Raw genomic sequence first — 22,772 nt, 5'->3', positions numbered from 1 at the left:
CGATTACCGGTTCTTCAGATACACCTGCAAATTAACATACACCGCATTCAGCAGCGGCGTAGCCACCCCGTTGCGCGTGGCGCGCGCCACCAGGTCACCGATGATCTGATCCGCCTCAATATCAAAGCCCTGGGTCAGATCACGGTACATTGAAGAGGTCATCGGTGTGGCCGGATTATTCAGCGTCTCAAGAATTTTCGCCGTCACCGCCGGACGCTCCAGATAGCCTTCGGCGCTGATCACCTTCAGCACTTCACCGAAGATGCCCTGCAACAACGCTTCCCCGCCCTGTGATGTCAGGATTTGCTGAGTATTGCCGCGCCCGAGGCAGCACACGGCTCCCAGCGTACTCAGCAGCAACCACTTCTCCCACAGCTCACTGCTGATGTTGTCGGCAAACACGGTGTTGAACTGCGCACCGCGCAACGTCTCATCCACCCGTTGCAGACGTGTGTCATTCACGCCGTTCAGCGCCCCGTAGTACAGGATATGCAGCGGCGTCATCTGCACCACTTCGCCGTTCTCACCAAGGGTGGCGTTGATTTTACACAGGCCGCCAATCACCTTGTCGCCAAAACGTTTTTGCAACGTATCGATATGCCGCATGCCGTTGAGAATTGGCATAATCAGGGTGTCAGGGCCGACAGCCGGGGCGATATCTTCCATCGCCTGCGCCAGACCAAAACTTTTTACCGTCAGGATAATCAGGTCATAGCTGCCGTCCAGCGTGCCGGCCTGTACCAGTTGCGGATGCAGGGTTTCGGTGCTGTCGGGGGTTTTCAGCACCATCCCGTTCGCTTTTAACTGCTGAAAACGGCGCTCGCGCACCAGAAAAGTCACATCACGTCCTGCTTGCGCCAGACGCGCACCGAAATACCCGCCGGTTGCGCCGGCGCCGACTACCAGAATGCGCATGGTTGTGTTTCCCGTTGTGAATGAGACCCCTACCTTAAAACGCAGCGCTGAGGGATGCCAGTGGACAAATGCGTATGCATGTAAAGGACTGATGAAAAACAGCTCAATCTGTTCGCATTTCTTCCTGCGCGAGGTCTAAGCTGATTGGCAACGGCGGGCAATGGTGCCCGCCTTTTTCCGTCGAACTGACTAAGGACGCATCATGCCCCGACCGCTACCCATCGAACGTTATCGCAATATCGGCATTTCCGCGCACATCGATGCCGGTAAAACTACCACCACCGAGCGCATCCTGTTTTACACCGGGATGAGTCATAAGCTGGGTGAAGTGCACGATGGCGCGGCAACCACCGACTGGATGGCACAGGAGCAGGAGCGAGGTATTACCATCACCTCGGCAGCGGTAAGCTGCTACTGGCCCGGTATGGATGGCAGCTTTGCGCCGCACCGTATCAACATTATCGATACCCCCGGACACGTCGATTTCACTATCGAAGTGGAACGTTCAATGCGTGTGCTGGATGGTGCCGTGATGGTGTATGACGCCGTGGGTGGCGTGCAGCCGCAATCAGAAACCGTCTGGCGTCAGGCCAACAAATATCATGTGCCGCGCATTGCCTTCGTCAACAAGATGGACCGCCAGGGCGCGGATTTCTTCCGCGTGGTGCAGATGATGAAAGATCGTCTGCACGCCCATCCGGTGCCGATTGTGATCCCGATTGGTGCCGAGGAGCACTTTACCGGCGTGGTAGATCTCACCAAAATGCGCGCCATTTACTGGGACGATGCCACGCAGGGTATGACCTTCAGCTACGCTGCGATCCCGGACGAATTACAGGCGCTGGCTGCCGAGTGGCGTGAAAATATGGTGGCTGCCGCCGCAGAAGCCAGTGACGCCTTGATGGATGTGTATCTTGAGCAGGGCGACCTGAGCGAGGAGCAGGTGATTGCCGGTCTGCGCCAGCGTACCTTGCTGAACGAGATCCAGCCGATGCTGTGCGGCAGTGCGTTTAAAAATAAAGGCGTGCAACGCATGCTGGATGCGGTGGTTGAGCTGATGCCGTCACCGGTGGATGTACCCCCGGTGGCGGGTATTGATGAGCACGGCGAACATGCTGAACGTCATGCTGATGATGACGAACCGTTCTCGGCGCTGGCATTCAAGTTGATGAGCGACCCCTACGTTGGCCAGCTGACTTTTGTGCGCGTCTATTCCGGCGTGCTGCGTAAAGGCGACAGCGTATGGAATGCGGTGAAAGGACGGAAAGAACGCATCGGGCGTATCGTACAAATGCAGGCGAACGATCGCATCGAGATCGAAGAAATTCGCGCCGGTGATATCGCCGCCTGCGTCGGCCTGAAAGAGGTCACGACCGGGGAAACCCTGTGTGACCCGAATGCGGTGATCACCCTGGAACGTATGGACTTCCCGGATCCGGTGATTTCGCTGTCGATTGAGCCGAAGACCAAAAGCGACCAGGAAAAAATGGGGTTGGCGTTGCAGCGTCTGGCGGCGGAGGATCCATCGTTCCGCCTGCATACCGATGAAGAATCGGGCCAGACCATTATTTCCGGTATGGGTGAGCTGCATCTGGAGATCATCGTTGACCGCATGAAACGCGAGTTTGGCGTGGAGGCCAATATTGGCCGCCCGCAGGTGACTTACCGCGAAACCATCCGCAAAACGGTACGCGATGTTGAAGGTAAGTTTGTGCGCCAGTCAGGTGGTAAAGGTCAGTACGGCCATGTGGTGCTGACGCTGGAACCACAGCTGCCGGGGGCCGGATTTGCCTTCGAAGATGCGACCAAAGGCGGTGTGGTGCCGCGTGAATTTATTCCTTCGGTCGAGAAGGGGATTCGTGAAGCACTGAACAGCGGCGTGCTGGCGGGATATCCGGTGGTAGACGTCAAAGCCACCCTGACCTTTGGTTCGTATCATGATGTCGACTCATCCGAGATGGCATTCCGCATGGCCGCCATCTTCGGCTTCAAAGCGGCGGCAAAACAGGCCGATCCGGTGATCCTCGAACCGGTAATGCAGGTGGAAGTGGAAACCCCGGAAGAGTATGCCGGTAACGTGATGGGCGATCTCTCTTCACGCCGTGGCACCTTGCAGGGCATGGAAGAACGCTTTGGCGCGCGAATTATTCACGCCGAAGTGCCGCTGGCGGAGATGTTTGGTTACTCCACCACGCTGCGTTCGATGTCGCAGGGCCGTGCAACCTACAGCATGGAATTCAACCACTACGCCGAAGCACCGAAAAACGTCGCCGACGCGATCATCGCGGCACGGCATTAAACTTACAGCGCCGTCACGCCCCGCGTGGCGGCCTGCTGTTCCCACTGCAACACTTCATCGTAAAAGGCGCGATCCGGCGTAGCGAAGCCGCCGATCAGGCTGGTTGCGCACAGTTCCCGATAAGCCTCATCCTGCACCAACTGCGTCAAGGCGCTACGTAAGGCGGCCAGCGTCGGTTGATCGGTGCTGGCGGCGGTAATCAGCGGCAGCGCAGCACACAACGGCGTTTCACCAATAATCGTTAACCCGGCCAGCTCCTCGGGAAAATTGTGCAGCAACAATGCCCAGGTGATGCAATCAATGGCGGCAATATCCGCCTGCTGATGACGCAGGGCGGCCAGCGATTGACGATGGCTGCCGCTGAAACCTGTTTCGGCAAAGAATCTTCCCTGCTGCGCCAGCGGGGCCACCACGTAACGCAGCGAGTTGTAGCCGGAGTGCGAATCATCGCTGTTGCACACCGCCCGGCGACCACGAAAATCGGCCAGCGTCAGCGCTGCATCCTCGGCGCGAACCACCAGCCAACTGCGATAACGCAAACCTTCACAACCCGGTGCGCTGGATTGAAATGCGCCCACCAGTTGCACATCCGGCAGCAGTTTTACCAATGGGTAGCCACAGGTCTGGCTCAGCAACAAGTCGTGATCGCGCCAGTGCGGCAGCAGATCGCTGTGCCACGCCACGCGGGCTGCCACGCCGCGCGCTGCCAGCAACTGCACCAGCGCATCCGTCAACGCTTCGGTGGTGGCATGGTTGATATCGTACATCGGTAAGGAAAACGTTTTAGTCATGGCGTACATCCTGTTTGCGAGCCGGGTGGGCGTTAACCGCAACCGGTCTGGCCCAAAAGCGTCGCAGCCATTCGCCATAACCCGCGACGCGAAACCCCTGGTTGCGTTGGAAATAGTCCTCGCGATGAAGCAGGTAAACGCGACGCAGGCCATACCACGGCAGGCCCGGCAGATCGTGATGTACTGAATGATAGTTGAGGTTAAGGAACAGCACGCGCCACACCAGCCCCGCTTCGTTATTCACCGAACGCGCCAGCGGTTCCTCCTCGGCGCGATGTTCATAGAAAGACCGGACTTTGGTCAGCGCCAGCGCCGGATAACTCACCGCCAGCACTAACCACAGCGGTGAATAACCCCATTGCGCCAGCCACCAGAACAACCCAGCCAACAGGCTGAGGTGAATCACCCACATGACGATGGCCTGCCTGTCGCGCTGACGAAACGCCAGCAGCAGCGCTCGCAGCGTCGCAAGAATGTCCAGCAATGGCCCCAGCAGCAGCCGTCCGGTGAACGTATTACGCAGATGGATCACCCGGCGCTGCCAGGGCTGCAAGCGCGCCCAATGTTGCGGTGTCAGATAATAGCTTTCCGGGTCGTCATCGGGATCGGTCAGGGTGTGGTTACGATGGTGCGCCAGATGTGAATCGCGATACAGACCATAGGGATACCACACCGCCAGCGGCAGAGTGCCGAACAACTGATTGAGGCGCGGCCAGCGGGTAGGGTGGCCGTGGATCAACTCATGCTGCAACGACATATACCAGGTGGTAAAGATAATCATCAGCAACGTTGTCGGCAGCCAGCCAAGTTGTTGCCCGAAAAATAACGTGCCAAACCAACCACCATACACCGCCAGCATCAGCAGCCAGGTTGGCAGTTCACTGCGCCATAACCAGCTACGCGCCAGTTGATGAACCTGTTCACGTTGTTGTGCGTTGATATAGGCGGAAGAACCTTTGGGCATGATGGCGACATTGTCCTGCTGGCTGAAAGGGTGTCGCCAGACGATGCGGCAAGGTCAAAAAAAACACAAAGACCTTAATTTTCTTACTTATGTCGAAAAACTTGATGAAGCGGGTGAAAACAATTGGCTATCAGTACGGACGCGGCTGACGTAACCTTTCAGCATCGAAAACGACTTACTTACGCCGGGGCGTAACCCGCCCGCGAGGAGAACAGTTCCATGAAAAAGATTGGCTTTTTATCCTTTGGTCACTGGACGCCATCATCACAATCCGCCACCCGTTCTGCGCAGGATGTGTTGTTGCAATCTATCGATTTGGCTGTGGCCGCTGAAGAGTTAGGTGCCGATGGCGCTTACTATCGCGTGCACCACTTTGCCCGTCAGTTAAGTTCTCCGTTCCCCTTGCTGGCCGCTGTGGGGGCGCGTACCAAAAGCATCGAGATTGGTACTGGCGTGATTGATATGCGCTACGAAAACCCGCTGTACATGGCGGAAGATGCCGGCGCCGCCGACCTGATCTCCAATGGCCGTCTGCAATTGGGTATCAGCCGTGGTTCGCCGGAGCAGGTGGTTGAAGGTTATCGCTACTTTGGCTTTAACCCGAAAGACGGCGAAAGCGATGCCGATATGGGACGTCGTCATACCGAGGAGTTGCTGGAAGTGTTGCGTGGTGAAGGCTTTGCTAAACCCAATCCACAGCCGATGTTCCCAAATCCACCGGGGCTACTGCGCCTGGAGCCTTTCTCTGAAGGCCTGCGTGAGCGTATCTGGTGGGGTTCCGGCTCGAACGCAACCGCCATCTGGGCCGCGCAGCAGGGGATGAACCTGCAAAGTTCAACGCTGAAAGATGATGAAACCGGTGAGCCGTTCCATATCCAGCAGGCGAAACAAATTCGCGCGTACCGTGAAGCCTGGCAGGCAGCCGGTCATCAGCGCACGCCGCGTGTTTCCGTCAGCCGCAGCATTTTTGCTCTGACCAATGATATCGACCGTGCCTATTTTGGTCGCAGCGGTCAGGATCAGGATTCCGTCGGTTTCCTCGATGAGAAAACCCGCGCTATCTTTGGTCGCAGCTATGCGGCAGAGCCGGAACAACTGATCAAACAGCTGGCGCAGGATGAGGCGATTGCCGAAGCCGATACGTTGTTGCTGACCATTCCGAACCAGCTTGGGGTGGATTACTGTGCGCATGTGATGGAAGCGATCCTGACCCATGTTGCACCGCAGCTGGGCTGGCGTTAACGCAAAAACGCGCCGCTATAAAATCCTGCGATATTTTATCGGTGCGCATTATGCGCACCTTCATTTTTTACACCGGCGGATGGTGGGCAAATAACGCGGTGTCTTCCATCTGCTGCGCTACCTGCTGCAAACGCGGATAATGTTCTGCCGGCACCACCTGCGGAATAATCGACTGAATAAATCCCCAAATCACCGCGCTGCTGATCGCTACCTGATCCGGCTGTTGCGGATTGATCTCGCGTTGTTCCAGCTCGGCATTCCAGGCTTTACAGGCCGTCAGCAGTTGCTGCGTCACGCGGTCGAGCCACGGTTGATGCTGCTTCTCTTCTGGTCGTAGCGTGCATTCGTACTGGAACTGCACCGCTTTATCACTGGCGGCCAACGCCAGCCCGAGAATCTGGGTATCTTTAGCCAGCGCAGCGGCCGCTGTGGGAAGCAACTTGCGGGACGTAGCGGCCTGGCTTTCCAGATAGTGCAGAATTAACGACGAATCCATCAGCGTGCTGCCATCGGCCAGCACCAGCGTGGGGGCTTTGACCACACCATTAATCTGCGCGAACTGATCAAAGTGACGAAACACCGACAGCGACTGATGTTCAAACGCCATGCCGTAATGCGCGAGGGAAATTGCCACGCGGCGTACATAAGGGGAATCCAGCATACCAATCAGTTTCATCATGACTCCTTGTAAATCCTCAGTTTCTTTGCCCAGACAGTACCCCAGCCGCCGTGATTCAGCCAGCGACGCTTTCTAAGCGTTTTTGTTAGTAAAACTTACGCTTATTGTGGCAGGCTTAGGTTTTCATTATGTGAGGAACGGTGATGGCAGATTTCCCCCCGGTTGCCAGCCTGCGTAGCTTTGAAGCGGTAGCGAGACTGGGTAGCGTTACCCTGGCGGCGAAAGAGTTGCATGTTACCCATTCGGCCATCAGCCAGCAGATAAAAGCGTTAGAAGATCTGTTGGGGGTACGACTATTCACTCGCCAGGTACGCGGAGTACAGATTAACGAAGAAGGGCGGTTGTATGCGATGCAGATCCGTGAAGCGCTGGGGCGTATTGCCGATGCCACGCGTCAGGTGCAGGTCAAACCGCGGCGCGCCGAACTTAGCCTGGCGGCGGTGCCTTCGTTCGCCAGCCACTGGCTGATGCCGCGGCTGCCACGTTTTCGTCAACGTTTCCCACATATTCATCTGCGCTTACAGGCCAGCCTGAGCGTCAACGATATGCAGCAGGCCACCACCGATATCGCCATTCGCATGGGTAAAGGTGACTGGGCTGGCGTCAACAGTCAGCTATTGTTTGCCGATACGCTGCTGGTGGTGGCGTCACCGCAGTTTAATGGCGGCAATCTGCCGCAGACCCCACAGCAAATTGCCGCCAGTGAACTCCTTTTCACCCTCGAATCTTGGGATAACTGGTGCCAGGCGGCGGGATTGAGTCAACCGATAGTACCGAATGGCCTGGTTACTAACGATTCAAACCTGATTTTACAGGCGGTACGACTTGGACAAGGTATCGCGCTGGAACGACGATCGCTGGTGCAGGACGCGCTGGATCGGGGGGAAATGGTGCAACTCAGCCCGTTCAGCGTGGATTACCCGTGGCCGTATTGGCTGGTGACGCGTAAGGAGAGTGAGAAGCGCGAGGAGGAGACGGCGTTTATTAGTTGGCTGATGGAGGAAGTGGCAGTCTATCTCCGTGGATCGTAGCGGCGCGATTTATCGCGCTTTATTTGAAAACCTGCGCGATGAATCGCGCCGCGACAGGCAAAAAAAAGCAGCCTTTTCAGGCTGCTCTTTCTTCGAATTTGGCTCCTCTGACTGGACTCGAACCAGTGACATACGGATTAACAGTCCGCCGTTCTACCGACTGAACTACAGAGGAATCGTTTGAACGGGGCGCATAGTAACGAGCGAGCCGCGCCTTGTCAAAGCCCTTTTGCACAAATTGTTCTGACTGCTGAAGAAAGCAGCATTCTCCCGGTCTGTGGGAGAAAAATCCCGGAGCGGGTTGTGCAGGGAAATGGAACATCCCATCCATAAAGGAGATAAATGGCAAGCTTGATTGTGATGTCAGTCACTAACTCTATGAAAAATTACATTCTGATTTGTCGTTTTTGTCAGATTCATCGCATGCATGATCACAGATATTTCATTTGGCCGTTGTGGCTGTTCAGGGTGAAATTTATATTCCGTATCACTTCTTCTGTGAACCCAGGATGTGCAGTATGAACAAAGTCAGAATCGGCATGATTGGCAGTGGTTACATCGGTCGTTGTCACGCAATCGCTTATGCGCAGGCACCCACGGTATTTGCCCTGAAGGGCGAAATCGTGCGTGAGATGCTGGCGGAGGTCAATCCGGCGCTGGCGGCCAAACAGGCAGCAACCTTTGGTTTCGCGCGTTCAACCGGTGACTGGCGTGAGCTGGTACGTGATCCCAATATTGATGTGGTGGATATCTGCGCCCCCAACTTCCTGCACAAAGAGATGGCGCTGGAAGCGATCCGCAACGGTAAACATGTCTATTCCGAAAAGCCGCTGTCGCTCTCTGTCGCCGATGCGGAAGAGATGGTGCAGGCTGCACAGCAGGCCGGGGTAAAAACCCTGGTAGGCTTCAACTATATGAAAAACCCGACCAGCCAACTGGCACGAGAAATCATTGCCCGTGGTGAAATTGGAGATGTGGTGCACTTCTACGGTACCCACAACGAAGACTATCTGGCGAAAGCGGAAACGCCACTCGACTGGCACTGCCAGAAAGCGCTGGCGGGCCTGGGCGCACTCGGCGACCTCGCAGCGCATATCGTCAATATGGCGCACTATCTGGTGGGCGATATCGCAGAAGTCAGTGGCGATATGATGACGGTAATTAAGCAACGCCCGGACCCGAAAGATGCCAGCCGCTTGTTGCCAGTAGAAAATGAAGATCAGGCCAGCGCGCTGCTACGCTTCAAAAATGGTGCGCATGGCGTATTTGAAACGTCGCGTATCGCCTGCGGCAGCAAAATGGGGCTGACCTATGTGGTGACCGGCACCAAAGGCACGCTGCGATATACCCAGGAGCGAATGGCGGAGTTGGAACTCTATATTCATGATGATCCGGCCGGACGTCAGGGTTTTAAAACCATTCTCACCGGCCCGGCGCATCCGGATTATGCCAACTTCTGCGTTTCAGCCGGACACGGTATTGGTTTTAACGATCAGAAAACCGTCGAAATTCGCGATCTGATTAACGGCATCGCCGCAGGTGACCGGATGTGGCCAGACTTCGCGGAAGGATTACAGGTTCAGAAAGTGCTGGAAGCGGTGGCGATATCTGCCACCGAACGACGCTGGATGACCGTATAATATTCTGCGTTGCCCAACGGCGCGTTCAAGCGCGCCGTCAGGTCGCCATCTGCCACCACAACTTATCCAGCGCATAGTAGCGATCGCGTTCCATCTCCGGTTGATACAAATCGCGTTTCCACGGTTTCGCCAGAATATAATGCAGATTCTTAACCTCTTCGGCGTGCCACAGCTCAGGATGCTGGAAAGGCAAGGTCTTCAACGCGTTGTAGATATAAGGCAACGGCAACCAGCGCCCGGCAAACACCTCATTCAGCAAATCCTGCTCGGAAAACGGGTAGCGGCGCAAATCGTCAATGGCTGCAACTTTCTCCTGCAACTGCCGGAAGACCGTCATATCAGGTTTCAACACCAAAAAGCCGCCATTGAGATACAGATCGACGTTGGCGGGGGCAGGTTGTTGGCGCTCCTGCCAGGTGTAGTGGCAATGCTCTGGCTGCCAGCTGGCGGGATAGCTGGCAATTTGATTCGGGTTGCAGCGACAGGCATGGCAGGCGGCGAGGGCATATTCACCCAAATCGAGGGTGAACAGTTCGTCCATATTGCGCAGTACCAGCATATCGGCGTCGAGAAACACCACGCGCTCGCAGCCGGTCAATTCCCAGACCCGTAGCTTGCTCCACACCTCGCCAAACTGCGCCGAGGCATAGTGCTGCGCCAGATCGCTTCGCGGTGTCAGCGGCACCACCGGATGAATGACACAGCCCTCGGCCTGCAAGGCTTCACGCGTCGTCTGGTCAATGGCATCGGTGACCATCACCACCAGCGGCCAGCGGCTGGCGCTTTTTTTCAACGAACGGTGCAGCGCTTGCACGCCCACCAGATAATCGGGTTGTGTTAATAAAGTGACCCAGGCAAACATACTTTCCTCTCGTCAGGCTTAATCGAAAAGGGCGGTAACGTAGTCGTTGCTGAAACGTCGCTGTGGATCGAGCTGCTGGCGCACCGCGCGAAAGGCATCCCACTGTGGATAGATATCCCGCCAGGTGTAACGCTGCGGATCATAATATTTTCCCCAATGGGGGCGGCCACCCTCAGCCGCGAGCAGCTTTTCCACTTCAGTAAGAAAATGCAGGCCTTCCTGCGATAGCGAACCGTCGTCGGCGTAGTACACCACAAAACCAAAAAAGCAGGTGGGCTGTTGATACGCCGGGCTGAGCCATGCCGATGATGGCCCGGTACAGCGCAGAATGATCGGGTAATGCATATGTGGATGTTTTGCCGCGTACCATGCTTTAATTTTCTCGATGACAGCGGGCGTTCGCGCCAGCGGGATACCAATCTCCACATTGATCTGCGGCACCGCAATGCCACGGCAAAATAACTGATAGATATCGCCGCTGATGTCGGTGAAGTCGCGAAAACGCGTCACGGTGCGGAACTGTTTACCCCCTTTGCCGTGAATCTGCGTATCGCGATGCATCTGGGCCAGCGTCTGGTCGATAGTTTCATTCAGGCTGCTGTCGGTCCCCTCGCCATGTTCAATCACTTCACGCTGGTTGGCGTAGTAACGTTGTTGATCCTGGGGATTGGCTTCTTCGGCATTCCACACATGCAGCAAATTGTCGTCAACAAACCACCAAGCTTTGCTCAGTTCGTATTGCTGATTCCAGGTCAGCAAATCCTGACCGAGGTTGTCAGCCGTAACGGCATATTTATGGCAGGTAAACAGGCGAAAAGGGCGGGTGCGTAACGTGACGGCTGTGATAATGCCTAATGCGCCCAGCCCCACCTGTACAGCAGAAAAATCGGCATCATCACGGGTGAACTCCCGCAGGCTGCCATCCGCCAACACTATGCGAATGCGAGTCGCTTCGTCAGCCAGTGAACTTTGATCCAGCCCCTGACCGTGGGTGCCGGTTGACATCGCACCCGCCAGAGTCTGGACCGCAATCACGCCCGGCGAGGAGGCCAGCATGCGATCCATCCCGGTCAGGGTGGCATAGATCTGCTCCAGTTGGGTGCCAGCGGCAAAGGTGATGCTCTCATCATCGACAGCGATCACCCCCTGCATTGCGCTGAGATCCAGCAGCAGATCCTGTGCCCCGACGCCCAGCATCCGGCCTGGTGACAGACGGCTGCCGAGCACGCGTACTTTGCCTGTGGTCTGACGCAGCAGCTGTTGTAATTCCGCTTCACAGGTTGGCCGCTGTAGCTGGGCACGCAGACCGACGACGCTATTTTGCGCCCAGTTCCACAGACGGTTTTCGTTATCGATGTTGGCGGTGTGGCGTAAAGGATAAAGGTGGGAATCTTTCACTACGGCGTTCCTTAGTCTGAGGTCTGTGATGGTCCCATTGACTAAAGCGTAGACCATCACAGCGCAGCCGCAGACTAAGGGGCTTTGCGGATATAGCGGAGCGTGGCGGTAACCGCCAGTTGGCGATTGCGGTGGATACTCTCCTCTTCACTGTTATCCGGACTAAACAGCGCGTTAAAGGTATAACGGTTGGAGACATGATGGACGCAGATGCTGCTTATCAGGCGATGCACATCAATGGTATTCACGCCGGTGATAAAAATGCCCTGCTGTTGCCCGCGCGACAAAATGTCATCGAGCAGGTCGAGGGCACTTTTATTCAGCGCCTTAATACGTTCTGATTGGGTGATGTAGCGACCGCGCAGCAGGTTTTCGGTGCAGACCAGCCGCATAAAATCCGGGTGCGAAACGTGGTAATCGAAACTGGCTTCCACCAGTTTGGTCATCGCCTCTTCCGGGGCCATCGCCGCGAGATTCAGCCCGGTTTCGTGCTGACGAATCGCCTGATAAACCTGCTCCAGCACCTCGATATACAACTTCTCTTTATTAACGAAGTGATAGACCACCATACGTTTGGTGGTCTGAGCGTGTTCAGCAATCTGCTCCAGCCGTGCCCCTTGCATACCGAATTCGGCAAAGGTTTTCAGTGCGCCAGCAAGGATGCGTTTCTTCAGCCCTTCAGGGTCATTTTTACGTTTGGTCGTTTCTGACATAGTGCTCAATAACAAGGTGCGAAAAGGTGATGTTAGCACAGCATGCCGGGTGAAAACGTAAGGCTGTGCGCTTTATATGCTTTTTGTGAATAACAATTCTGAAATCGAGATTAAGTGATAATAAGTCGCTGCGTATACTGCGCTGATTCCCGGCCCGCGAGCCGGGCCATGCGCGCCCGATGCAGGTGAACCATGACACTACTCTTTCCCGATGACATTTCATTATCGCGCCGTGCGGCCACGGATACGACAGATATTGTGCACCGTTCACCGGTGGTGGTTAACGTACGCGATCTTTCTCGTACGTTTGGTGCAACTCATGCGCTGCGCAAACTCTCTCTGACCGTCAATCAAGGCGAAATCCTCGGCATTATCGGCCGCAGCGGTGCCGGGAAATCGACGCTGATTCGCTGTCTTAACGGCCTGGAACAGCCGGACGAAGGCGTGATTGAAATCGAGGGGCGTGCGATCAGTGGGTTGTCGGAACAGGACCTGCAAGCGGTACGTAGCCGGGTTGGCATGGTGTTTCAGCACTTTAATTTGCTCTCGGCGAAAACCGTGGCGCAGAACGTGGCGTTGCCACTGAAAATTGCCGGTGTGGCGAAAGCGCTGCGTCAGCAGCGTGTTGCGGAGTTATTGCAGCTGGTGGGGCTGTCCGATAAAGCGGATCACTATCCGGCGGCACTGTCGGGTGGTCAGAAGCAGCGCGTGGGGATTGCCCGGGCGCTGGCGGGGAAGCCCGCGTTGCTGCTGTGCGATGAGGCGACCTCAGCGTTAGATCCTGAAACCACCCGCTCCATTCTGGGGTTGCTGAAATCTCTTAATCAGCAACTTGGCATCACCATTCTGTTGATCACCCATGAGATGGAGGTGATCAAATCCGTCGCGCATCGGGTCGCGGTGATCGACGCCGGGGAAATTATTGAAAGCGGGCCGGTATGGCAGGTATTCGCCCATCCGCAAACCCCACTGACACAAACGCTGCTGCGCGGTTTGCTGCCCCAGTTGCCGGAAAATCTGGCGGCGCGTCTTCAGCAACAGCCTGTCGGTGAAGCCATTTATCGCGTTGATTTTGCTGGTGAAGATGATCAGGGCGATTTACTGACGCGCCTTGCAACGCGCTGGACGGGGGCATTCCGTTTATTGCAGGGTGGGGTAGACCACATTCAGCACTACGCGGTAGTCCGTTTCTTTATTGCGCTGCCGCAGGCGCAACAGCAACCTGTCATCAGTTGGCTGCAACAGCAGCAGGCACAAGTGGAGAGAATCGGCTATGTCACCGGTAATGATTGATTTAATGCTTAACGCCATTGGCGAAACCTTGCTGATGACGCTGGTTTCTGGCTTGTTTTCACTGGTTGCCGGGCTGCCATTGGGTTTGATTTTAGTGGTGACCAGTCCCGGTGGCATTGCCGAACACCGGCTGATTAATCAGGTGCTGGGGATCATCATCAATGGGTTTCGATCCTTACCCTTCATTATTCTGCTGGTGGCGCTAATCCCGTTTACCCGTTTTCTGGTTGGCACGTCGCTGGGAACCTGGGCGGCGATTGTTCCGCTGTCGATCACCGCGACGCCTTATTTTGCCCGTGTAGCGGAAGTGTCCTTGCGCGAGGTGGATCGTGGCCTGATCGATGCTGTGCGTGCTATGGGAGCCAGTAAATTGCGTATTGTCTGGGAAGTGTTAGTACCGGAAGCGTTACCGGGTATTCTGGCGGGATTCGTCGTTACGCTGGTGGCGTTAGTGGGTGCCTCCGCGATGGCCGGGGCGATTGGTGCCGGTGGCCTGGGGGATCTCGCGATTCGCTACGGCTATCAGCGTTTTGAAACCAACGTGATGCTGGCGGTGATCGCGGTGCTGATCATTCTGGTATGCGGTATTCAGTGGCTGGGCGATCGACTGGTGGCAAAAGTGGATAAGCGTCATTAATGACGATTTCCTCGTAATGGCGCGATAAATCGCGCCATTTTTTTATGCCTGTTCCGTTCATTCTGGTGTAAACCCGGTATTCATTCCATTCCCTTCACATTCAAGCTGCATGTTTCTATCTAAGAGACGGGTCAAAATTCTGCCATTTACAGACATAACTGTGTCCCTTTTTGGTTTTGTAAGTATAAAAATCCGTCTTACCTGACATAACTCAAATTGAGTAAATGCGTACTCAATCAGGACCACTTTTTTTGTGAAATTTTATGAATTTTAGATGTGTGAATTTTCATTTTTAGTAGCAAAATTCTTATTAATCGCGTCGTTTTTTAAGATAATTCTTATTTTGTCTGCCTAAAATGAGGTAAATTTCCATTAGAATTATTTGTTAAGTAATGTTTATGAATGTTTCCAGGAATACCGCACGTTGATATTTTGTCAGGCTTATGTAAACCTTTGCCCGATGTTAACACATGGATGATGATTTATGCTCACGGGCGGGTTTTACCAGGCTCGTGCGGTAGCTATGATGCTACAGAATGATCATAACTAATTGATTTAGATCGATTGTGATCCATGTTGCTCGCGATTAATATTCGTCACGACTTTTGCACCCTGATTGAGCGGTCTTATAAGGCAGGGTGGATTTCAGACCGGGAATGTCATAAGTAAATCTTGTGCACGCTGCTTTACCCCCTATTGAGTTGCAGATATTGATCACTTTAGTGAATGTTTTATAACTGCATATCAACCCCCTCCTGGTCTTACGCTCCCTTTTATTGCATCTGAAATACTTAATTGGAACTGATCAATTTTAAGCAGACATTTGGTCAACAGGTTCCAATAAATAGTGTGGTCAATTTTCTAAATGGTCCTGATTGCATCGGTTCTCCCGGCATTCAGTGATTTATTTTGCTAACAACCGGCCAATGGCCATTTTTTAGAGATTAATGGAACTAAACATGAAGAAAATGGTGAATCTCCGCATTGCGTTAAGCCTGCTGTTTGTCTTTGTTGTTGCAGGTTGTAAAGCGCCACCACCCATCACTGACGACACCCTGGTGACCAGCACTGTTGACGGTGTCACCCTGGTCCACCGTCATGCGGTCAATCCGCCTGCGCAGTTCAGTCCTGTCAATGATGCCTATCGCGCGCTCTACCCGACCTCGGTGATGACGCGCCCTGACTACGGCGGCAAAGTGGTGACCACGCTGAAAACCGGTGAAACCTACACGGTCCTTGGCATGGTTGAGAACAATTGGCTGGCGATTGGCGAGCAGCCTCAGCAACAGGCCGAAGCCGCACCGACAGAAGGGCAGAAAACCGCGGCTGCTCCAGCAGCAGCCACGCCAGCTGCGGCCCAGCTCACTGGTTATGTCCCGTTCCGCGCTCTGGTGAAAAGCGATCTCTACGATCAAACCCTGAAAGCCGATCAGCCGAAACGTCGGGTGCGTACTGCTAAGAAAAAGACCTGCGTGTCGGTCGATGGCGACAGCAAAGCCTGTCAGAACGGTAACAGCGGTACCTGGATCATCAACTAATCTCGCTAAACATGGAGGGACAGGTGATGTTGATAAGTCGCCTGAGAAAGTGGTGTTTGCCGCTGTTCGTCCTGTTACTGGCGGCATGCAGTAGTAGCCAAACCTCAGTAGCGCGCTACAACCTGCATTTCCAGGCGCATCCGCAAATCAATGCGGGTGCGCCGCTCAAAGTTCGGGTGATGCTACTCACCTCTGACGCCGCTTTTATGTCTGCCGATTTCTATTCACTACAAAACCAGCCGGGGGCAGTGCTCGGCGCTTCACTGCTCAATAACCAGGAATTCTTCCTGAGAGCAGGGCAACTCAGTAACACGCTCAGTGGTAAGAGTCTGGCCGAAGCCCGCTTCATCGGCATCATGGCGGAATATCAGACGTTGGACGGCAAAGTCTGGCGTCTGGCGCTGCCCTTCCCGGACGGGGATGACAGTGCGTTCTGGCAGTTCTGGAAAAGTAACGATGGTGAGCTGAATGCCAGCATCGTGGCGGATATCAACGGCCTGCGCCTGGTTAAGCAGTAAAGGATGATTATGAACAGAGCCGAAAAGGTGGTGTGGACGGAAGGTATGTTTCTGCGCCCGCATCACTTCCAGCAGTCGGAAAATTTTCTGCACAGTACCTTACGGGAATGGGGCCAGTCCCAGCGTGTCTACACCTGGGGATTTTTTGACGTTGAATTTGATGACGCGCTGCTGCGCCAGGGCAAGCTGGCATTGAGTGCGGCCAGTGGTTGTCTGCCGGATGGCACCTTCTTCGCCTTTAGTCAGCCACAGCAGGGGCCGGCTCCTTTGGATCTGCCGGACAATGTTGATCGGGCGAAAGTGGTGCTGGCGATCCCGACGCGACGCAACGGACGCGAGGCCGTGACCTTTCAGGATGCGTCGGACTCGCTGGCGCGTTATCTCGCCTGGGAAACGGAGGTCGAGGATGACAATGCGTTGGCCGTTGGCACGGCCACGGTGCAATTCGGTAAATTGCGCCTGCGTCTGATGCTGGAGCAAGACCTCACCGCCGAATGGACCGCGATGGGTGTGGCGCGAGTGGTGGAAAAGCGTAGCGATAACCATGTTCGTCTCGACAGTGATTACATTCCGCCAATGCTCACCCTGACCGGAAATCACGGGCTGCAAAGCATGCTGAACGACCTGCATGGCCTGATCCAGCAACGCAGCCAACAACTGAGCCAGCGCACGCCTGGCACCGGGCGATTCAACAGCGCTGATATGGTCGATTTCATGCTGCTGGCGCTGTTAAACCGGCAGCTTGGTCTACACGCGCATCTGCAAACCTTACCGTTGCTGCATCCCGAATCCCTGTATAGCCACTGGCTACAACTGGCGTCAGAGCTATGCACCTGGTCGCCCGCCCGCACGCCTGACGCCTTCCCGCGTTATGACCATGACGATTTACATGGTTGCTTCATGCGGTTGACGTTGCAACTGCGGCAGGGGTTGTCGCAGGTGATGGAAGAGAGCGCGATTCAGTTGCCGCTGACGCAACGATCGCACGGGCTGAATGTGGCCACGGTACCGGAGAGTAGCATGGTGCGCGAATTCGGCTTTGTGCTGGCGGTGAAAGCCAGCGTACCCGCCGATGCGCTAAAAACCCATTTCCCGGCGCAGATGAAAGTCGCGCCCGTCACCAAAATTCGCGATTTGGTGCAGTTGCAGTTACCTGGCCTGTCACTGATCGCCATGCCGGGTGCGCCGCCACAAATCCCGTGGCATGCGGGCTACAGCTACTTTGAACTGGATAAAAACAGCGAGCTGTGGAAGGAGATGGAGCGCTCGGGAGCCTTTGCACTTCATCTCGCCGGTGAATTTCCAGGCCTGAATATGGAGTTCTGGGCCATTCGCAGTCAGTCAGAATAATCAAAACTGAGCACGCATGATGCAGCCACAACAGAAACCGAATAGTGATGCCGCGCAGCCCGATGTTAGCCACCAGAATGTGTTGGTGGCAGCGGCGAATCCGCTGATTAACGCCATCCCGCAGATCCGGCACTCCGTTTCCCATGACGATCCCGCGCGTCTGCGCCAGCAGTTAATTGACCAGATCCGTCGCTTTGAGCTGAGCTGTCAGCAGTCGGGCCTGAGTTATGAAGTGATCATTGGTGCGCGTTACTGCCTGTGCACCGCGCTGGATGAAGCCGCCGCGTTGACGCCGTGGGGTAGCCGTGGCGTCTGGACCAGCAACGGTTTGCTGGTCACCTTTCACAATGAAACCTGGGGCGGGGAGAAGTTTTTCCAGTTGCTGGCAAAACTGTCGCAAAATCCGCGTCAGCATATCCTGCTGCTGGAGTTGATCTACTTTTGCCTGCTGCTGGGTTTTGAAGGGCGTTACCGGGTACTGGACAACGGGCGTTCGCAGCTGGAAACCATCAAACAACGGCTGTTACAGATGATCAAAAGCGTCCGTGGCAGTTATGCGGCGGCGCTGTCGGTGCATCCGACCGATCAACCGGTGCTGCGCAAGCTGTGGCGTCCGATGATTCCGCTGTGGGCCTGTGCCGCAGTGGCCGCGCTCGGTGCCTGCCTGTTCTATATCATTCTTAACTGGCGACTGGGAGATTACACCACGCCGGTGCTGGCTAACATTTATCAGACCTCATTACCGGAAATGCAGATCCGTAACCCGGCACCGCCGCCACCTGCTGCGCTCAATCTGAAAACCTTCCTCAAACCGGAAATTGATGCCGGTCTGGTGGCAGTTCGCGATGAAGCCGATCAAAGCGTGGTGACGTTGAAAGGGGATGGCTTGTTTACCTCCGGTGCGACCACGGTGCGTGGCCGTTATGAAGCGGTTATCCAGCGTATTGCGGCGGCGATGAACAACGTCAGCGGCAAGATTCTGGTGGTGGGCTACAGCGATAACGTGCCGATCCGCAGCGCCCGCTTTGCCTCCAACTATGAACTCTCCCTGGCGCGCGCGCAGTCGGTTCAGACCTTGCTGCAACAGCAATTGACCCAACCGGCGCGCGTTAAAGCGGAAGGGCGCGGCGAAAGCAATCCGCTGGTGCCGAACACCAACGCCGAGAACCGTGCACGCAACCGTCGTGTAGAAATCACGCTGCTGGTGGCACCGGATGCAACGCACGCTGAACTTAACGGCCTGGCGAGAGGGAACTAATCCATGCTGAATTTGCTTTTTGCCGTGCTGACCAGCCGCCTCGCCTGGGGTTTTGTCGGCATCACGGCGCTGTCATTTATCATCTGGGTCATTGGCCCGGTGTTCTCGATTGTCGATTCGCGGCCACTGGAGCCGGAACAGAATCGCGTGATCAGCATTGCCTTGCTGTATCTGGTGTGGGGGTTAAGCCAGGCGATACCTCGTTTCTACAACATGTGGCTCAATCGTAAGTTGATGTCGAGCCTCGAAACCCCACAGTCGGACGTGCCCGATCAGGATCGCAAACGGCTGACCAACGAGGAACAGGTGCTGGCGAGCCGTTTTGGCGAAGCCACGGAGATGCTAAAGAAAGCCCATTTCCAACGCCATCACAGCAAAGGAACACCGTTCTGGGCGCAACGATTCAGCCGCCAGTATCTCTATCAATTGCCGTGGTACATGATCATCGGCGCACCCGGAGCCGGGAAAACCACCGCACTGGTCAACTCCGGCCTGCAATTCCCGTTGGCTGACAAGTTGGGCAAGGCGGCGCTGCGTGGCATTGGCGGTACGCGTAACTGCGACTGGTGGTTCACTAATGAAGCGGTGCTGCTGGACACTGCCGGGCGCTACACCACTCAGGAGAGCCAGCAGGAGCGCGACGCCAGCGAATGGCACCACTTTCTTGCGCTGCTGTGCAAATACCGTGGTCGTCAGCCGATCAATGGGGTGATCGTCACCCTGAGCGTGGCGGATCTGTTGAGCCAGACACCGGAAGCGCTGCGTAATCAGGCTTTGGCGTTACGTCAGCGCTTGATGGAGTTACATGATCGTCTCGGTATCCGTTTCCCGGTCTATGTGCTGGTCACCAAGGCGGATTTGTTAAAAGGCTTCCGCAGCTATTTTGCCGGGCTGGATAAAGCACAGCGCGAGCAAATCTGGGGCTTCACCTTTCCCTGGGCGCAAGCCTCCACAGCCGATTTCGAACTCAGCAGCCAATTTCAGCAGGAATATTCGCTGCTGCAACAACGTCTGGATGCCGGATTAGCCGATACCCTGCTGGGCGAGAGCGACGCCCAGGCGCGCGCGGAAAGTTATCTGTTCCCGCAGGAGTTTGCCGCATTACGTCCGTTGCTGGGCGAGGCGCTGGAAACGTTATTCGCCCGCTCCGATTTCGAAACCCAGTTCGCACCGCGCGGCATCTACTTCGCCAGCGGCACGCAGGAAGGTTTGCCGTTTGACCGCGTGATGGGGGAATTGACCCGTGCGCTCCATCTACCGGGGCAACAGCAGGGTGAATCAGGCCGCTGGGATCAGGTGGGGAAAGACGCGCCGATTCCGCCTGGCAAGGGACAAAGCTTCTTCCTCAAGGACATGCTGGAAGATGTCGTCTTTCAGGAGTCCGGGCTGGCGGCCAGCAATCGTTGGTGGGAGCTGCGCAATCGCGCCGGTTTATGGTCTGGCTATCTGGCGTTATTGGTGGTGGTGGTGATTGCCGGGGCGTTATGGCTCACCAGTTACAGCAAAAACAAAGCCTATTTGCAGGAGATGGCGGCAAAAACGCCGCAGGTTGAGCAACTGGGTGAACAGCTACAACGCCAGGGAACCGGCGATCTGTTTGCGCTGGTGCCTTATCTCAATACGCTGCTGCATTTGCCAGAGAGTAAAGACTTTTCATTGCAGGACCCGCCACTGACGCGTCGTATGTGGTTGTACCGTGGTACTGAAGTGAGCGATGCCAGTCAGGCGCTGTACAACAAAGCGTTGAAGCAACTGTTGCTGCCCCAGGTGGCGCAAAACATCACCCGCTGGCTGCGTAATGACAACGGCAGCGATGCAGACTACAGCTACGAGGCGCTGAAGGCGTATCAGATGCTGTATCAACCGAAGCATTATGACGGCAAGTTCCTGCAAGCCTGGTTGATGCTGAATATCTCGCGTGAGCTGCCGCAGAACGTGACTCAGCAGGAAGTGAAGCAACTGGCATGGCATCTGCAACAATTGCTGGAGACACAAATTCAGTCCTCGCCCTATGCGCAGGATGATGCGCTGGTAAAGCGCGAGCAGGCGCTGATTAATCAGATGCCGCTATCACAGCGCGTTTACGGACGCCTGAAGCGCCTGCTACAACGTGATGGCAGCTTACCCACCGTCAGCCTGGCTGCACTGGGTGGTCCACAAAGCGAGTTGGTGTTTTCGCGCAAAAGCGGTAAGTCGGTCAACGAGGGTGTCTCTGGCCTGTATACCCCGGAAGGGTACTGGCAGCACGTCGACAAACAGATCGCCCCGGTGACGCAGGCGCTGTACCAGGATGATGGCTGGGTGTTAGGTGGCACGACGCAACAGGAGAACAGTCAGCAGACCGATTTGGCGGTACGCCAGCTTTATATGCAGGATTACATTCGCCAATGGGAGCAGTTCCTCAGCGATATCCAGCTCAACAACAGCGCCGACCTCGCACAGCGTATCAACACGGCCCGCTTGCTCTCCGGCAACCATTCGCCGCTGCGCCAGTTGGTGATTAACCTGAGTAAAGTGCTGACGCTGACGCGCGCGCCAGCCGATGACAAAGCGGAACAGTCAACGCCGCCAGCCTCAGACAACAGCGCCACCCGCACCTTGCAGGCGTTGTTCAGCGCGCCCAAAGCCAATGCAGCGCAAAGTAGCGGCGGCGCGGCACCGGAACAGGTGGTGGGCGCGCATTTTGCCTCGATCATCGAGCTGGCGCAGCCGTTGCAGCAGGGCAGTAAAGTGCTGGCGGTGGACGATTTTCTGCACCAGCTCGACGATCTGTATCGCTACCTGACGGCGGTGCAGGATGCCGCCAACAGCGGCATGCCACCGCCATCAAGTGATGCCATCAGCCGCGTGCAGGCCAGCGCCGGTCGTTTGCCGGGTACCTTGCAAAACATGGTTTCCAGCATGGCGGTAGGGGCCAGTTCGGATGCCCAGCGTCGTGATATGGATAACGTGCGCAAACGCATCCAGATGGAGGTGGGGAGTTTCTGTCAGCAGGCCATCGCCGGACGTTATCCGCTGGTGCGCACTGGCCGCAACGAAGTGACGCCCGACGATCTGGCGCGCATGTTTGCGCCGGGAAGCGGCCTGATGGACAGCTTCTTCCGCGACAACCTGGCGAACAAGGTCGATACCACCCATGCCGCGTGGCGCTTTACGCCGGGGATTGACGGCAAAACCTTACCGGGTGGCGAAGCGCTGCTGCGACCGTTCCAGCAGGCTCAGTCAATCCGCGATGCATTCTTCACCAATGGCGCAACCACGCCATCTTTCCGCGTCACCCTGCGCACGGTGAAAATGGATAACGATATCCTCACCCTGACGCTGGATGTTGACGGACAAATTCTGCGCTACAGCCACGGTCCACAGGCCGTGCAGATGGTCAACTGGCCGGGGCCGGGGGGGACCAGTCAGGTCAGGATGCAGCTTGGTTTAACCAACGGCACCACCTCAACGCTCATCACCAGCGGTCCCTGGGCGTTAAATCGCTTTTTTGATCGCGCCCGCGTGTCGCAAGCGGGTGGGTTGACCCGTGAAGCCAGTTTTAACGTCGAAGGACATCAGGTCACGCTGTCGTTTACCCCCGGCAGCATTCGCAACCCGTTCCAGCTTCCCGCTTTTAGCTGCCCCTGAATCGGAGCCTTACG

At 55.8% G+C, this 22,772-nt stretch carries 18 protein-coding genes and 1 tRNA gene; 11 read left to right on the top strand and 8 right to left on the bottom strand.

The features are described from left to right. Window positions 1-3: 3 nt before the first annotated feature. Window positions 4-915 (bottom strand): ketopantoate reductase family protein, encoded by a 912-nt coding sequence (locus AC6I8N_RS13025; RefSeq protein ID WP_497829215.1) that lies wholly within the window; start codon window positions 913-915, stop codon window positions 4-6. 202 nt (window positions 916-1,117) lie between these two features. Between AC6I8N_RS13025 and fusA the strand changes: the two genes are divergently transcribed. Beyond that, the gene (fusA, locus tag AC6I8N_RS13020) at window positions 1,118-3,214 is read left to right on the top strand and encodes an elongation factor G (RefSeq protein ID WP_497829214.1); all 2,097 of its coding nucleotides are present in this window, start codon (window positions 1,118-1,120) and stop codon (window positions 3,212-3,214) included. A 2-nt stretch (window positions 3,215-3,216) separates the two neighbouring features. Here fusA and AC6I8N_RS13015 read toward each other — a convergent pair whose 3' ends face one another. Then, entirely contained in the window at window positions 3,217-4,005 is a 789-nt protein-coding gene (locus AC6I8N_RS13015; RefSeq protein ID WP_208724027.1) for a phosphate/phosphite/phosphonate ABC transporter substrate-binding protein, read from the bottom strand. Continuing rightward, window positions 3,998-4,969 carry a fatty acid desaturase gene (locus tag AC6I8N_RS13010; protein ID WP_497829213.1) on the bottom strand — a complete coding sequence of 324 codons (972 nt, stop codon included), beginning with the start codon at window positions 4,967-4,969 and terminating at the stop codon, window positions 3,998-4,000. The genes AC6I8N_RS13015 and AC6I8N_RS13010 overlap by 8 nt, the downstream gene beginning before the upstream one ends. A gap of 219 nt (window positions 4,970-5,188) precedes the next feature. Between AC6I8N_RS13010 and AC6I8N_RS13005 the strand changes: the two genes are divergently transcribed. Beyond that, window positions 5,189-6,211: an LLM class flavin-dependent oxidoreductase gene (locus AC6I8N_RS13005; protein ID WP_497829212.1), complete on the top strand. Its 1,023-nt coding sequence runs from the start codon at window positions 5,189-5,191 to the stop codon at window positions 6,209-6,211. A 67-nt stretch (window positions 6,212-6,278) separates the two neighbouring features. Here the strand turns inward: AC6I8N_RS13005 and AC6I8N_RS13000 are convergent, their stop codons facing one another. After that, a complete protein-coding gene (locus tag AC6I8N_RS13000) occupies window positions 6,279-6,887 on the bottom strand; it encodes a glutathione S-transferase (protein ID WP_497830693.1) in 609 nt (202 codons plus the stop codon). A gap of 146 nt (window positions 6,888-7,033) precedes the next feature. On the opposite strand from AC6I8N_RS13000, the gene gcvA reads away from it, so the two are divergent. Then, the gene (gcvA, locus tag AC6I8N_RS12995; RefSeq protein ID WP_497829211.1) at window positions 7,034-7,921 is read left to right on the top strand and encodes a transcriptional regulator GcvA; all 888 of its coding nucleotides are present in this window, start codon (window positions 7,034-7,036) and stop codon (window positions 7,919-7,921) included. 99 nt (window positions 7,922-8,020) lie between these two features. On the opposite strand, the gene AC6I8N_RS12990 is transcribed toward gcvA, so the two are convergent. After that, a tRNA-Asn gene (locus AC6I8N_RS12990) sits at window positions 8,021-8,096 on the bottom strand. 343 nt (window positions 8,097-8,439) lie between these two features. Here AC6I8N_RS12990 and AC6I8N_RS12985 point away from each other — a divergent pair. Beyond that, on the top strand, window positions 8,440-9,561 hold the full coding sequence (locus tag AC6I8N_RS12985; protein ID WP_208724031.1) for a Gfo/Idh/MocA family protein: 1,122 nt from the start codon (window positions 8,440-8,442) through the stop codon (window positions 9,559-9,561). 37 nt (window positions 9,562-9,598) lie between these two features. Here the strand turns inward: AC6I8N_RS12985 and AC6I8N_RS12980 are convergent, their stop codons facing one another. The 3 genes from AC6I8N_RS12980 to AC6I8N_RS12970 are packed head-to-tail and all read right to left on the bottom strand — an operon-like array spanning window position 9,599 to window position 12,534. Next, window positions 9,599-10,423, bottom strand: coding sequence for a glycosyltransferase family 8 protein (locus AC6I8N_RS12980; RefSeq protein ID WP_497829210.1), 825 nt, complete (start codon window positions 10,421-10,423; stop codon window positions 9,599-9,601). Between the two features lie 18 nt (window positions 10,424-10,441). Continuing rightward, window positions 10,442-11,878 (bottom strand): D-arabinono-1,4-lactone oxidase, encoded by a 1,437-nt coding sequence (locus AC6I8N_RS12975; RefSeq protein ID WP_497829209.1) that lies wholly within the window; start codon window positions 11,876-11,878, stop codon window positions 10,442-10,444. A 17-nt stretch (window positions 11,879-11,895) separates the two neighbouring features. Beyond that, window positions 11,896-12,534, bottom strand: coding sequence for a TetR/AcrR family transcriptional regulator (locus AC6I8N_RS12970; protein ID WP_021182738.1), 639 nt, complete (start codon window positions 12,532-12,534; stop codon window positions 11,896-11,898). A gap of 192 nt (window positions 12,535-12,726) precedes the next feature. On the opposite strand from AC6I8N_RS12970, the gene AC6I8N_RS12965 reads away from it, so the two are divergent. The 7 genes from AC6I8N_RS12965 to tssM all read left to right on the top strand — a co-directional run bounded on the left by AC6I8N_RS12965 (window position 12,727) and on the right by tssM (window position 22,758). Then, window positions 12,727-13,827, top strand: a complete 1,101-nt coding sequence (locus AC6I8N_RS12965) for a methionine ABC transporter ATP-binding protein (RefSeq protein WP_497829208.1) — start codon at window positions 12,727-12,729, stop codon at window positions 13,825-13,827. Continuing rightward, window positions 13,808-14,464 (top strand): methionine ABC transporter permease, encoded by a 657-nt coding sequence (locus AC6I8N_RS12960; RefSeq protein WP_036624884.1) that lies wholly within the window; start codon window positions 13,808-13,810, stop codon window positions 14,462-14,464. Before AC6I8N_RS12965 ends, AC6I8N_RS12960 begins: the two co-directional genes overlap by 20 nt. A 947-nt stretch (window positions 14,465-15,411) precedes the next feature. Then, window positions 15,412-16,002: an SH3 domain-containing protein gene (locus AC6I8N_RS12955; protein ID WP_497829207.1), complete on the top strand. Its 591-nt coding sequence runs from the start codon at window positions 15,412-15,414 to the stop codon at window positions 16,000-16,002. Window positions 16,003-16,028: 26 nt separating this feature from the next. Then, window positions 16,029-16,520, top strand: a complete 492-nt coding sequence (gene tssJ, locus AC6I8N_RS12950) for a type VI secretion system lipoprotein TssJ (protein WP_021182742.1) — start codon at window positions 16,029-16,031, stop codon at window positions 16,518-16,520. Window positions 16,521-16,529: 9 nt separating this feature from the next. Next, entirely contained in the window at window positions 16,530-17,870 is a 1,341-nt protein-coding gene (gene tssK, locus AC6I8N_RS12945) for a type VI secretion system baseplate subunit TssK (protein WP_497829206.1), read from the top strand. A 16-nt stretch (window positions 17,871-17,886) separates the two neighbouring features. Next, the gene (locus AC6I8N_RS12940; protein WP_021182744.1) at window positions 17,887-19,128 is read left to right on the top strand and encodes a DotU family type VI secretion system protein; all 1,242 of its coding nucleotides are present in this window, start codon (window positions 17,887-17,889) and stop codon (window positions 19,126-19,128) included. Window positions 19,129-19,131: 3 nt separating this feature from the next. Beyond that, a complete protein-coding gene (gene tssM / locus AC6I8N_RS12935) occupies window positions 19,132-22,758 on the top strand; it encodes a type VI secretion system membrane subunit TssM (protein WP_497829205.1) in 3,627 nt (1,208 codons plus the stop codon). Window positions 22,759-22,772: the final 14 nt, after the last annotated feature.

The organism is Pantoea sp. X-Soil-TKNS-1279, from assembly GCF_059730565.1.
The sequence above is the reverse complement of the archived record's forward strand: the minus strand, read 5'-3'. Positions and strand labels throughout refer to the sequence as shown.

What these genes read in the sequence shown, in the direction of transcription:
- AC6I8N_RS12985 (WP_208724031.1), top strand. Translation starts at nt 8,440, where the DNA reads ATGAACAAAGTCAGAATCGGCATGATTGGCAGTGGTTACATCGGTCGT.
- AC6I8N_RS12965 (WP_497829208.1), top strand. Translation starts at nt 12,727, where the DNA reads ATGACACTACTCTTTCCCGATGACATTTCATTATCGCGCCGTGCGGCC.
- fusA (WP_497829214.1), top strand. Translation starts at nt 1,118, where the DNA reads ATGCCCCGACCGCTACCCATCGAACGTTATCGCAATATCGGCATTTCC.
- AC6I8N_RS12970 (WP_021182738.1), bottom strand. Translation starts at nt 12,534, where the DNA reads ATGTCAGAAACGACCAAACGTAAAAATGACCCTGAAGGGCTGAAGAAA.
- tssM (WP_497829205.1), top strand. Translation starts at nt 19,132, where the DNA reads ATGCTGAATTTGCTTTTTGCCGTGCTGACCAGCCGCCTCGCCTGGGGT.
- AC6I8N_RS13005 (WP_497829212.1), top strand. Translation starts at nt 5,189, where the DNA reads ATGAAAAAGATTGGCTTTTTATCCTTTGGTCACTGGACGCCATCATCA.
- AC6I8N_RS13015 (WP_208724027.1), bottom strand. Translation starts at nt 4,005, where the DNA reads ATGACTAAAACGTTTTCCTTACCGATGTACGATATCAACCATGCCACC.
- AC6I8N_RS13000 (WP_497830693.1), bottom strand. Translation starts at nt 6,887, where the DNA reads ATGAAACTGATTGGTATGCTGGATTCCCCTTATGTACGCCGCGTGGCA.
- AC6I8N_RS13025 (WP_497829215.1), bottom strand. Translation starts at nt 915, where the DNA reads ATGCGCATTCTGGTAGTCGGCGCCGGCGCAACCGGCGGGTATTTCGGT.
- tssJ (WP_021182742.1), top strand. Translation starts at nt 16,029, where the DNA reads ATGTTGATAAGTCGCCTGAGAAAGTGGTGTTTGCCGCTGTTCGTCCTG.
- AC6I8N_RS12940 (WP_021182744.1), top strand. Translation starts at nt 17,887, where the DNA reads ATGATGCAGCCACAACAGAAACCGAATAGTGATGCCGCGCAGCCCGAT.
- AC6I8N_RS12980 (WP_497829210.1), bottom strand. Translation starts at nt 10,423, where the DNA reads ATGTTTGCCTGGGTCACTTTATTAACACAACCCGATTATCTGGTGGGC.
- AC6I8N_RS12955 (WP_497829207.1), top strand. Translation starts at nt 15,412, where the DNA reads ATGGAACTAAACATGAAGAAAATGGTGAATCTCCGCATTGCGTTAAGC.
- AC6I8N_RS12975 (WP_497829209.1), bottom strand. Translation starts at nt 11,878, where the DNA reads ATGGTCTACGCTTTAGTCAATGGGACCATCACAGACCTCAGACTAAGG.
- AC6I8N_RS12960 (WP_036624884.1), top strand. Translation starts at nt 13,808, where the DNA reads ATGTCACCGGTAATGATTGATTTAATGCTTAACGCCATTGGCGAAACC.
- tssK (WP_497829206.1), top strand. Translation starts at nt 16,530, where the DNA reads ATGAACAGAGCCGAAAAGGTGGTGTGGACGGAAGGTATGTTTCTGCGC.
- AC6I8N_RS13010 (WP_497829213.1), bottom strand. Translation starts at nt 4,969, where the DNA reads ATGCCCAAAGGTTCTTCCGCCTATATCAACGCACAACAACGTGAACAG.
- gcvA (WP_497829211.1), top strand. Translation starts at nt 7,034, where the DNA reads ATGGCAGATTTCCCCCCGGTTGCCAGCCTGCGTAGCTTTGAAGCGGTA.